The 11,507-nt window shown below is 32.0% G+C and carries 9 protein-coding genes; 5 read left to right on the top strand and 4 right to left on the bottom strand.

From position 1 onward, the window contains the following. The first annotated feature begins 18 nt into the window (after nucleotides 1-18). Nucleotides 19-705, top strand: a complete 687-nt coding sequence (locus ACNI3C_RS08615; RefSeq protein ID WP_419769402.1) for a response regulator transcription factor — start codon at nucleotides 19-21, stop codon at nucleotides 703-705. On the opposite strand, the gene ACNI3C_RS08610 is transcribed toward ACNI3C_RS08615, so the two are convergent. Both ACNI3C_RS08610 and ACNI3C_RS08605 read right to left on the bottom strand, forming a co-directional pair. Beyond that, a complete protein-coding gene (locus ACNI3C_RS08610) occupies nucleotides 702-1,514 on the bottom strand; it encodes an EI24 domain-containing protein (RefSeq protein WP_419769401.1) in 813 nt (270 codons plus the stop codon). The two genes, ACNI3C_RS08615 and ACNI3C_RS08610, sit on opposite strands and share 4 nt — an antisense overlap. Next, a complete protein-coding gene (locus ACNI3C_RS08605; protein ID WP_419771449.1) occupies nucleotides 1,507-2,319 on the bottom strand; it encodes a radical SAM/SPASM domain-containing protein in 813 nt (270 codons plus the stop codon). The genes ACNI3C_RS08610 and ACNI3C_RS08605 overlap by 8 nt, the downstream gene beginning before the upstream one ends. A gap of 271 nt (nucleotides 2,320-2,590) precedes the next feature. Here ACNI3C_RS08605 and ACNI3C_RS08600 point away from each other — a divergent pair, with 271 nt between their 5' ends. The 3 genes from ACNI3C_RS08600 to ACNI3C_RS08590 are packed head-to-tail and all read left to right on the top strand — an operon-like array spanning nucleotide 2,591 to nucleotide 6,758. Next, complete coding sequence (locus ACNI3C_RS08600) at nucleotides 2,591-3,991, top strand: methyl-accepting chemotaxis protein (RefSeq protein ID WP_419769400.1); 1,401 nt, start codon at nucleotides 2,591-2,593, stop codon at nucleotides 3,989-3,991. 10 nt (nucleotides 3,992-4,001) lie between these two features. Then, complete coding sequence (locus tag ACNI3C_RS08595) at nucleotides 4,002-4,400, top strand: PAS domain-containing protein (RefSeq protein ID WP_419769399.1); 399 nt, start codon at nucleotides 4,002-4,004, stop codon at nucleotides 4,398-4,400. 21 nt (nucleotides 4,401-4,421) lie between these two features. Further along, nucleotides 4,422-6,758, top strand: a complete 2,337-nt coding sequence (locus ACNI3C_RS08590) for a cache domain-containing protein (protein ID WP_419769398.1) — start codon at nucleotides 4,422-4,424, stop codon at nucleotides 6,756-6,758. A gap of 211 nt (nucleotides 6,759-6,969) precedes the next feature. On the opposite strand, the gene ACNI3C_RS08585 is transcribed toward ACNI3C_RS08590, so the two are convergent. Next, nucleotides 6,970-7,641 carry a response regulator transcription factor gene (locus ACNI3C_RS08585; RefSeq protein WP_419769397.1) on the bottom strand — a complete coding sequence of 224 codons (672 nt, stop codon included), beginning with the start codon at nucleotides 7,639-7,641 and terminating at the stop codon, nucleotides 6,970-6,972. A gap of 9 nt (nucleotides 7,642-7,650) precedes the next feature. Continuing rightward, entirely contained in the window at nucleotides 7,651-8,697 is a 1,047-nt protein-coding gene (locus ACNI3C_RS08580; RefSeq protein WP_419769396.1) for a hybrid sensor histidine kinase/response regulator, read from the bottom strand. Nucleotides 8,698-8,770: 73 nt separating this feature from the next. On the opposite strand from ACNI3C_RS08580, the gene ACNI3C_RS08575 reads away from it, so the two are divergent. After that, on the top strand, nucleotides 8,771-11,419 hold the full coding sequence (locus ACNI3C_RS08575) for an ATP-binding protein (protein ID WP_419769395.1): 2,649 nt from the start codon (nucleotides 8,771-8,773) through the stop codon (nucleotides 11,417-11,419). Nucleotides 11,420-11,507: the final 88 nt, after the last annotated feature.

Raw genomic sequence — 11,507 nt, 5'->3', positions numbered from 1 at the left:
TATCAAAAGGATTTTTAATTGCTCAATCAAGAATTAATAGACCAACTATCAAACTTTACACTGCTTTATGTAGAAGATGAAGAGGGTATTCGTAATAATATTTTTGAAATATTGCAAGATGTATTTAAAGAGATCTATTTGGCCAAAAATGGGGAAGATGCCTATAAAATATATGTAGAGAAAAAACCCGATTTAATCATTACTGATATTCGAATGCCAAAACTTGATGGCATTGAACTCATAGAAAAAATACGAGAAACCAACTCTAAAGTGCGTGTCATTATTCTTTCAGCCTATACCGATTTGGACTATATGCTCAAAGCAGCTGAATTGCATTTGGTTAAATATATCATTAAACCCATCAATGAAGTCAAACTTGTTGATGCATTAGAAAACTTTATTAACAGTTATGAAAATTCAAAAATCAGCACTCTTATTCCACAATGGCTTTTTGATGAAGGAAGAAGTACCATAAAAGGTCCCAATGAAGAGTTTATTTTAACCAAAAAAGAGACGATGTTTTTAAAACTTTTGTTGAAAAAACACCGAATTATCTCTTATGAAGAGATGGAGAGTACCATTTGGACACACGACAGCGTCATGACCCAAAATGCACTGAGACTTTTTATTAAAAACTTCAGAAAAAAACTTCCACCCAATGTCTTAAAAAACGTACAAGGTATTGGTTACCAGTTGGTTATTTAACCAACTTTTGCCGAAAAATCAATCCCTTTTTCTCGTAAATTTTGTAACTCAATCATGTAAGCGTGTCCCAAATAAACGATATAAAATACCGTAGAGAACAACGCAATAAAAGGTACCATTGAAAGCAGATATAAGCCAATGGTTCGCACATGAAACACCCCACCTTCTTTTGCTTTTATATAAGCTGCTTCTTCTTGCGTCATGATTGTTGATGTAACATCAAAATGCAACAATTTATAAAAGAAGTAATAAAAAGGAATATTAATGATAAAAATATTAAGTATAGGGATAAAATAGAAAGGGATAAGCACAAAAAAAAGCAATCCCATCACAATAAAACTTTTCAAAAGCACAAACAGCGAATTAGCAATATTGCCATAGCCTCTGAACTCCAAATTTTCATAATGTCTTTTTTTGATGATATTTAAAATAGAAGGCGTTAAAAATCCCACAATAATCAAAGCAATAAACAACGAAAATAGCATCACAAAAATCGTACCTAAAGTATAGACTAAAAAACCAACCAACCAAGAAGTCACAGAGAATTGTAATAAAAAATCAACTAAGCCTTTTCCAAAATACGTAGCATTGGTTGTCGTTGTCACCATCTCTCCATTTTGCATAGAACTGTGCTCTTGTTGAATGTGTATGACTTGGTTATGAAAACTTTCCAAACCAAAATCCGCTGCATAAAAAAACATCACATACAAAATAACAATGGTAATTAAAAGAGGATACAGAGCAATTTTTATAATGGGTCGTGTAAAAAAATCTTTTAAAGCAGTAAAAAACAGTGTTATCTCATTCATGGTTTTCCTTTGTATCAAATCGTGTTCTGTAATCGCACTTTTGGCATAACTCTTCCACCACATTGTTGTGTGCGAATCCATTTTTTATCGCCACTGCTTTGGGGGAAGAGAGTATCTCCTTTAAGGTGTGTTCTTTTAAATTTCCAAGAGGAATAATACCATCTTTATCCAAACAACAAGGCACAACCTCCCCTGAACTTAAGATTGCAATGTGAGACTCTAAACCATAACAAAACCCTTGTGTCGAAACAAAAGCATTGTTTAAACTGGGCCAATTAAAATAGTCATCAAAATTGAAAAAAATCTTTCGTGCTATTTTAATGTTTTTGGGTCTATTTGCATATATTTCATCCATTTTCACATCACAACCAAAAAACGTATTGGCTCTGTCAAACACCTCTTTATTAAATGCTTTTGCACTTTGAATATTGTCCAAATTCCAAATTCTCAGATTAACAAACAACTCTTTTTGATGCTGTAACACATAACTGCAAAAGTGAAAAATGGGTTCTAAATACTCTTCAAGGGATTTTTTATGACTGTTGGCATTGTAAGAGTTAATGGAAAAATTGACCTGTTTAATGGCATCATGACTCAACGTTTCAAACATCTCTTCTTTTAGGATATTTGCCGTTGTCGTAATGTTGACTTTTAAATGGTTTTGAAAACTGATCTCCAAATAGTCTGATAAATTTTTAACCACCAAGGGATCACCTACCACATGATAGGCCAACTCATTGGTAAAAGCTTTTGCCTGCTTATTAATCGTTTCAAAAAGCGCTAAACTCATGGTTGTATTAGGCAGAGTTTTAGGGGGACAAAAGGAACAGCTTAAATTACAAATATTGGTAATTTCTGTATGTATTTTTTTAAATTTACGAATAGAAACCCTCCCAGATTATAGTGAAATGGCATTATATCAAAATATTATTTTTAACGAAAACAGAGAAACCACATTTTCAAGAAATTTCTACATTTATCAAAGCTTATTGCCCCATTGTCACCAAAAACAAGAAATATTAATATATAATATCAACCATTATTTTATCATTCTAAATAAGAATAAAAGGATTAAGATGTTCACAAATATCCATACCCGAACAAAGATATTAATTAATTTATTACTGTCTCAATTGGGTTTTGCAGCTATCAGCATTGTAGCCATTTTAAGTGATGAAAAGATTATTGCAATCATCACTGTCAACCTACTTTTTGGTATTCTGATAACCTATACAAACTATGCGGCAATGCGAAGAATTGTGGGAGGGATTGAACGATTAAAAAAATATATGGACGACCTAATGGAATTTGTTTTTTTCAGAACAAATCGAGTTCAAAAAGCGCAATTCATCAAAAAAGATGACATTGGATTTATTTTAAAAGAGCTCAATATTTACTCTGATAAATTTGATGAAATGAGAAAAAAAGATATGCACGTCCTAGGTGAAGTGGTCATTGCATTAAACAAACTCTCTCAAGGAATATATACCACAAGAATACACTCAAATACCGATAACTTCATGATTCATGCCCTTAAAAAGGTCATCAATGAAATGCTGGAAACCATGGATAAAAATATGAGTGAATTGGTCAATGTTGTCGAATTGTATACCAATCATGATTATCGAGCTCAAATGAAAATAAACCCCATTTTAAAAGGGAAAATGCTTGCTACCATGCAAAGAATCAACCAACTTGGACTTGAATTAAATAATAATGCAAAAATGAATCTCAAAAATGGTGAACTGCTCAAACACAACTCTATTAATATGAATCAATCGGTTGAAAATTTAGCCAATAAAGCCAATGAACAAGCGGCTTCTTTAGAACAAACAGCAGCTTCAGTTGAAGAAATTACCTCTATTACAAAAGAGAATGCTGCCAATGCTGCTAAAATGGAACAACTCAGCAAGACGGTTAAAAGTTCCGTTTCAACGGGAGAGACTTTAGCCAATAAAACAGCTATTGCTATGGATGAAATCAATACGCAAGTTATCTCTATTAATGATGCCATTACGCTCATTGATCAAATCGCATTTCAAACAAACATTTTAAGTCTTAATGCTGCTGTTGAGGCAGCAACTGCAGGAGAAGCAGGAAAAGGCTTTGCCGTAGTTGCTCAAGAGGTAAGAAACTTGGCTTCGAGAAGTACAGAAGCGGCAAAAGAGATTAAAAACTTAGTTGAAAATGCCACGGCAAAAGCCAATGATGGTAAAAAAATATCAGATGAGATGATCATTGGATATAAACGTTTGAACGAACACATTTCACAAACGGTTGATATTATTAATAATGTAAGCACTTCATCCATGAAACAACTTGAAGGACTTGAGCAAATCAATTCTTCAATATCGATGCTGGATAAAGTCACTCAAGAAAATGCCAATGAAGCCAGCAAAGTTGCAACCATTTCAAATGAAACGTTAGCAATGGCAGATAAATTGGCACAAGAAGCCAAAACAAAAAAAGTAAACTAAGGAGTTTTATATGCCAAAAGGTCAAGAGAGTAAATTAAATGATTTTGCATTTTTAGTCAGTGAAACCGATGAAAAAGGTATCATCCTCTTCGCCAATGATGATTTTTGTCAATTGGCCGAATATTCTGTGGATGAACTCATTGGAAAACCACACAGTATTGTACGACACAAAGATATGCCAAAAGTTGCTTTTAAAGATTTATGGGATACAGTAAAAGCAGGAAAAGTTTGGACAGGATATGTTAAAAATGCAACAAAATCAGGTGGTTATTATTGGGTATTTGCAACCGTATTTCCTACCATTACTTCAGAGGGCAACAAAGGTTATCTCTCTTGTAGAAGAAAAGCAAGCCAAGATGAGATTGATGAACATGAAACACTCTATAAACAATTAAAAAATAAAGAGTAAATACTCTATTTTAAGGCTAAAATGAATTTTTTAAAAGAAGAGAAACAACTCCTAAAAGTTATTAAATATACTCCCAGTATTTTAGTCTTATGTTTATCGTTCGTTATTACTTTTTTACTTCTTTTAGATAAAAACCAAACCTTTAACAAAGAAAAAAAACAGCTTGAAGAGCAATATTATGCACAAAATAAACTCTTAGTCAAAGAGAAAGTGGATGAAATATTTACAAACTTAGAACATTACAAAGAGAAAAGAGATAAACTTTTTAGACTCTCCACTCAACAAAGAGTCAATGAAGCCTACGCCATTGCAAAAAACCTTTATGAAAAATATAAACACCAAAAAACAAAAGAGGAGATTATTACTCTCATCAAAGAGAGTTTAAGAAACATTCGATTCTTTGATGGTACGGGCTATTATTTTCTTTACGAACCCAATGGCAAAATTATTATGCATGCTTTTAATCCTGAATTAAACCATAAAAGTTTATGGAATTATAAAGATATACAAGGGGTATACTCTTTTAGAAATTTGTCAAAAATTTTGGAAAAACAGAATGAAACTTTTTTTACGTATTATTGGAACAACCCCAATAAACATGAAAAAGAACTGGGTTTTTTTAAACTCTTTGAACCCTATGGGTTTATCATTGGAACAGGGAATTATATTGATAATTTTGAGAATGAAACGAAAAAAAACATACTTAAAAATATACAATCGATTCGATTTCATCAAAATGATGGTTATGTTTTTGTTCTGAATTACGAAGGCATCATGCTTGCCCATCAAGACACCACTATTATTAACACCGATACATCATTATTAAGCGATAAAAATGGGCATGCAATCATCAAAGAGATTATCCATTTTGCCAAAAAAAATGAGAGTGGCTTTTTAAGTTACAATGGAGTAAAAAAACCTTCAACTCAACTGGTATCATTAAAAACAACGTATGTAAAAGATTTCAAAACGTGGCAATGGGTTATTGGTTCAGGATTTTATAATGACTCTTTAAATCTTCTGCTTGAGTCCAAAATCAAAGAACTCAAAAGCAATAAAATTGAATACATCAAAAAAATCGTAACTTTTTCTGTTATTCTGACAATAATACTTCTGATCATATCTATCTTCATTTCAAATTTAATAAAAATTAAATTTAATCTGTTTAAAAGAACCGTCGAAAGAGAATTAAATAAAAACAGACAACAAAACATTAAATTGGAAAAAGCATTAGATGAAAAAAAAGAGTATGAAAATGTCATCTTACACAACAATTTGGTCTCCATTACTGACAACAAAGGTATTATTATTTATAGCAATGAAGCGTTTTGTGAAATTACAGGTTACACTCAAAATGAGTTAGTGGGGAAAAATCACAATATTATGCGAAATCACACCGTTCCTGATAGCTTCTACAAAAATCTTTGGCAAACAATTACCAATGGTCAGACATGGAGAGGCATTATCCCTAGCATAACAAAAGAGAAAAAACATATCTATCTTAATACCACTATCTCGCCTATTAAAGATCATACAAGCGGTAAAATTGTTAAGTTTATTGCCAGCCGATTTGATATTACCGATAAAATTAATGCAGACAAAGAGTTAATGGAGAAACACAATATTTTGGTACAACAATCAAAAATGGCGGCTATGGGAGAAATGCTTGGAGCCATTGCCCACCAATGGAGACAACCCCTTTCAACCATTTCCGTAGCAGCAACAGGAATAAAAATGCATAAAGAGTTAGAGATACTCACAGATGATTTTTTAATAGAAGCCATGGACTCAATTAATCATTCTGTACAACATCTCTCTACTACCATTGATGATTTTAGAAACTTTTTTATACCCAATAAAAAACTCAATAATTTTTATATAAAAGATGCGATTGAAAAAACACTTAAACTGATCAGTGTTCAATTTGAGAATCATAATATTATTATTGTAAAGAACATTGAAAACTTCTCTTTGTATGCTTTAGAAAATGAACTGCTACAAGTTTTTATTAATCTTCTTAACAATGGAAAAGATCAACTGCTCATTCAAAATCATCCGAAAAAAATTATTTTGATTGAAACAAAAAAAGTTAATGACTCTTTCCTCATTGAAATTACAGACAGTGGGGGTGGTATAAATGAAAAGAATTTGGACAAAATATTTGAACCATATTTTACAACCAAAGAAGATATGCAAGGTACGGGAATTGGCCTTTACATATGCAAAAATATCATTGAAAAAAACATGAAAGGAACGTTAAACGCGGTAAACAAAAGTTTTGAATATCAAGACGAACAGTACTATGGGGCATCATTTATTATACAACTGCCCCTTCAAGATGAAAAAAAAGAGAAGTAAATTAATTGACTCTTTTTTTCTCTTTATAAACTACAAAACTCACACCAGCTAAAGCAATTAATCCAACTACATAAAATAAATCTAAAATTTCCATTGTAATTCCTTTGTACAATAATATTCTACAATTATTATAAATAAAAACTAAATTATTTCTTAAAAATATCTTCATTTGTCACATTAATTCGATGAATTAAAAAATATATCTTTTTTGTTATTTTTCATTTTCTAAGAGTTTATATCCTACTCCTCGAAGATTTACAATAAGTCCATTTTTGATCTTTTTTTGAAGTTTATGAACGATGGTGCGAATGCTGACAAATTCCACATCTTTTCCATCCCATACATACTCACGAATTAAGTCAAGGCCCACAGTATTGCCTCTATTAGAAGCCAATAAGAAAAGAAGCAGACTCTCTTTTGGGGTTAAATCAATCTCATGTTCATGTTTATATAAGCGACTGTTTTCTAAATTAAAAAAATAACCTCCACCCAAATTTATGTGACTTTTATTTTCGTTATTAATTAACGTTGTTTTGATTAAATAATCAATTCGTAAAAACAACTCTTCCAGTTCAAAAGGTTTTTTTAAATAATCATTGCACCCTAAATCATACGCTTTTTTTATCTGGTCAATTTGTAAAGAGGCACTGATCATAATGACAGGCAATTTGCTGTTCTCTTTTTTTATAATATCTAAAACACTGTATCCATCTAAATTGGGAACATTGATATCTAAAATATAAATATCATATTTGCTTTGTAAAATGGTATCGACAGCATCATCTCCTTCAAAATGAGATTCAACTAAGAAGCCTTTGTGCTCTAATGCCTTTGTTATGGCTTTGTTTAAAGAGTAATCATCTTCAAGTAAAAATATTTTCATTGAATCTCCTTAATGTATGACATTGTCTAAGCAGTACGTAAAAGTTGTACCTTGGGATTTAACGCTTTGCACTTCTATATCAATATCGTATTTTTTACAAATATCTTTCACCGTTGCTAAACCTAAACCTAAACCCAAATTTTTACTGGAAGCTTGATAATAAAAATCAAAAACCTTACTTGTATCATCAAGCCCTACTCCCGTATCAATAATTTGCAAACAGTGTCGATTTGCAATTTTGTCAATACAAAGCGTTATGATTGAATTTTCAAAGGAGTATTTAATGGCATTTGAAATGGTATTATCAACCACTCTTTCTAATTCCGTCTCATTCATAAAAAGCGTGACCTCTTCATTGCAAAGCAGCTCTAAATTGATCCCTTTGACTAAAGCAATTTCATGAAAAAAATTGACCCGTTTAGAAAGAAACATCAATAAATCAATCGCTTTTTTATCATAAATGGGCAACTCTTTTTTAATCATATAACTCAAATCTTTATAAATGCAAGAGAGAATTTTAGAGGAGGCTTTGATGGTTTCAAGCTCATCTTTTGGGCCAATAGTGCGCTCTAAATTCTCCACACTCAGACCAATAACACTCACAGGCGTATTGATTTCATGCATAATTTTTTTCAAAAAAAGGTCTTGCTGTTCTAAGAGTGTGCTGATGGTTTTTCTGTTTTGTGCCAACTCTAACTGCGTTTGCACTCGAACCAAAACTTCAGCAGGTTCAAAAGGTTTTGTAATATAATCCACGCCCCCTTTTTCAAACGCTTTGACTTTGCAATCCACATCATCTAATGCACTGATGAAAATAATGGGTATCTCTTTAAAAGCTTCTGTTTTTTTTATTTTTGAAGCCACTTCATAACCATCAATTGTGGGCATTTTTATGTCCAACAAAATCAAATCAGGTATTTCATTTTCCATCACACTTAATGCCAAGTTGCCATCGGGGGTTGCTCTTACTTCATATGTATCCAATAAGATATTATTTAAGTAGTGTAGGTTTTGAGGTTGGTCATCTACAATTAAAACCGTATATTTTTTATCCATTTTATGATTAACTTTATATCTTTTTTTTGCTATTGTAACTTAATTCATTGTATTTTTTAATAAAGGTTCTGTTTTGAAGCTGAAAAAACTCTTTATCATTTTGTTAATATCCAACATTATCTCCTTTGGAATCATGGTACTTCTCATTGATGGATTTACCCAAGCTACCAAAAAACTTGAACTTGCCTATATCATGAAAAACAAATCCCTCAAAATTGCCAATGAACTGAGACAAAGTTCTGATGACTTAACAAGACTTGCTCGGACATACGTTGTTACAGGCAATGAAATGTACAAAGAACAATTTCAAGAAGTCTTAGATATTCGTAATGGAGTCAAACCAAGACCCAAAGAGTATAACCGAATCTATTGGGACTTTTTAGCCGTAGATGATAAAAATAAACCCCGGCCCGATGGAGAAAAAATACCCCTCAAAGAGATCATGAAAAAAACAGGTTTCCCTCAAAATGAACTTGATATGTTGTATGAATCACAAAAACAATCCGATGCACTAACCTACCTTGAAGCCAAAGCAATGAATGCGGTAAAAGGAATTTTTCAAGATACAAAAGGGAACTATACAATTAAAGCAAAACCTGATATGAAAATGGCGCGAGACATCATGCACTCACTTCAATACCATAAAATTAAAATCAATATCATGAAACCTTTGGATGATTTTTATAAAGCATATGAAATACGAACCGATGGCATCATTGCAAAAGCCAATGAAAATGTAAAAAAAATAGAGGGTTACATGAGCACCTCCATCATTGTACTGATTGTACTGATGTTGTTCTCATTTTTTATCATTTTATCCCGTATCATTTACCCCATTGAGACCATCAGCTCTGTCATGCGTCGTTTGTCTAAAAATAAAATGGAGACATCCGTTCCCAAAGTTCACATCAGTGATGAAGTAGGAGATATGTTTAAAGCCGTTGAAGTTTTTAAAGCCAATGCGCAAAAACTCATCGAAAGTGAAACTCAAAATAAACTCATTTTAAATACAGCAGGTGAGTGTATTTTGGGGTTAAATGAAAAAGGGCACATCACTTTTTTAAATCCCTTAGCCGCTTCTGTTTTGGGCTATAAAAGCGTTGAATTACAGAATAAACCTTTTTATGAAACGGTCATTTCCAATGAAACACAAGAGCTGACATTGAAAAAAAGATTGTTACTTGAACAAGAGCAAAAAAGGTCTGTTTTAACGTTTCAAAGAAAAGATAAAACGGCTTTCCCTATTGAGTTTATCAGCAACCCCATTTATGATGAGGGAGATTTTATTGTAGGTTCTGTGCTTGTATTCACAGATATTACCCAAAGAAAAAAAGAGGAAGATGAACTCAAAAAAGCAAAAAATGAAGCTGAAAATTCCAATAAAGCCAAATCACTTTTCTTGGCAAACATGAGCCATGAACTCAGAACCCCACTCAATGCTATTTTAGGTTTTACGAGTCTGTTAAAAACAGAGACACTTTCCAATAAAGACCGAAAAGAAAATCTACAAATTATCCAAAACAGTGGAAATCATCTTTTGAGTTTAATCAATGAAATTTTGGAACTTTCAAAAATTGAAGCAGGGAAATTGGAGCTCAACCCCAAAGAGATTAACCTATTTGAACTCATACAAGACATTGAGATACTCTTTAGCAAACGATGTGAAAGCAAATCGCTTAATTTTATCCTCAATAAAAAAAATCTCCCGCACTACATCAAGTGCGATGAACAACGTTTAAAACAGATTTTAATCAATCTTTTGGGAAACAGTGTTAAATTTACCAATGAAGGTTTTATCCAATTGGATATTCACTTTTCAAAAAATCAACTCTTCTTCAAAATCACAGACAGTGGCATAGGCATTGACAAGAAATATATCCATAAAATTTTTAAACCCTTTGAACAAATAGAGTCACTCAAGTACAGTCAAAATGGTACGGGCTTAGGCTTAGCCATCACCAAAGAGTTGATTGCAAAAATGAATGGCAATATTGAAGTTGTCAGTCAATTAAATCAAGGAAGTACCTTCTGTTTTTATATAACAACAAAAGAGGTAATGCCTTTAGAACAAAAAGATACGCTTCATGAAAAACATATTCTTAATTTTCTTGATGAAACAGCCAACATCAATATTCTTATTGCCGATGATATTATTGAAAACAGAGTTTTACTGGCTCAAATTGTCAAATATTTTGGATTTCATTTTTATGAAGCCAAGGATGGTTACGAAGCCATTGAGGTGTGCAAAAAGCACAAAATTGACCTCATCTTTATGGATGTACTTATGCCAAATTTAGGAGGCTTAGAGGCCATTGAAATCATTAAAGAACTGCCTGATTATGATTCTACTCCTATGATTGCCCTTTCTGCTAATGTCTTTGAAGAGGATAAAGCGTTTGCTCTGTCTAAAGGAGCAACGGCATTTTTAGCCAAACCCATCGATGAACAAAAAATTGCACTTATCATTTCTCAACATCTTAATTTAAAACTCAATTATCAGCAAAAAAATGAAATGGTGCCAGAGAGTTTTCATGAAAGCGTAGAACTGGAAATCTTAGAACACATTTTATTGTATGCTAAAAAACTCAATGGCAATAAAATTTCTGAACTGCTCAAAGATGAAAAGCTCTCAAATAAGACAAAAAACAGTATCAAAAACTACTTGCATGAGTTTAACTTTCAAGGCTTAATTCAATACTGCAAAAAAGAGCTCAAAATATAATTGTATATTTTTTATACAATTATATTTCTAAAACCACATAAAAAGCAACACTAAAACAACACTACTTCTCTATACTTCTTCTTAGAAC

Source organism: Marinarcus sediminis (SeqCode) (assembly GCF_048571275.1).
In the GTDB taxonomy this organism is placed as follows: domain Bacteria; phylum Campylobacterota; class Campylobacteria; order Campylobacterales; family Arcobacteraceae; genus Marinarcus; species Marinarcus sediminis.
This window is presented reverse-complemented; position numbering and strand designations above follow the sequence as displayed.

Coding starts and splice junctions, on each gene's coding strand:
- ACNI3C_RS08610 (WP_419769401.1), bottom strand. CDS start 1,514: ATGAATGAGATAACACTGTTTTTTACTGCTTTAAAAGATTTTTTTACA.
- ACNI3C_RS08600 (WP_419769400.1), top strand. CDS start 2,591: ATGTTCACAAATATCCATACCCGAACAAAGATATTAATTAATTTATTA.
- ACNI3C_RS08595 (WP_419769399.1), top strand. CDS start 4,002: ATGCCAAAAGGTCAAGAGAGTAAATTAAATGATTTTGCATTTTTAGTC.
- ACNI3C_RS08590 (WP_419769398.1), top strand. CDS start 4,422: ATGAATTTTTTAAAAGAAGAGAAACAACTCCTAAAAGTTATTAAATAT.
- ACNI3C_RS08585 (WP_419769397.1), bottom strand. CDS start 7,641: ATGAAAATATTTTTACTTGAAGATGATTACTCTTTAAACAAAGCCATA.
- ACNI3C_RS08580 (WP_419769396.1), bottom strand. CDS start 8,697: ATGGATAAAAAATATACGGTTTTAATTGTAGATGACCAACCTCAAAAC.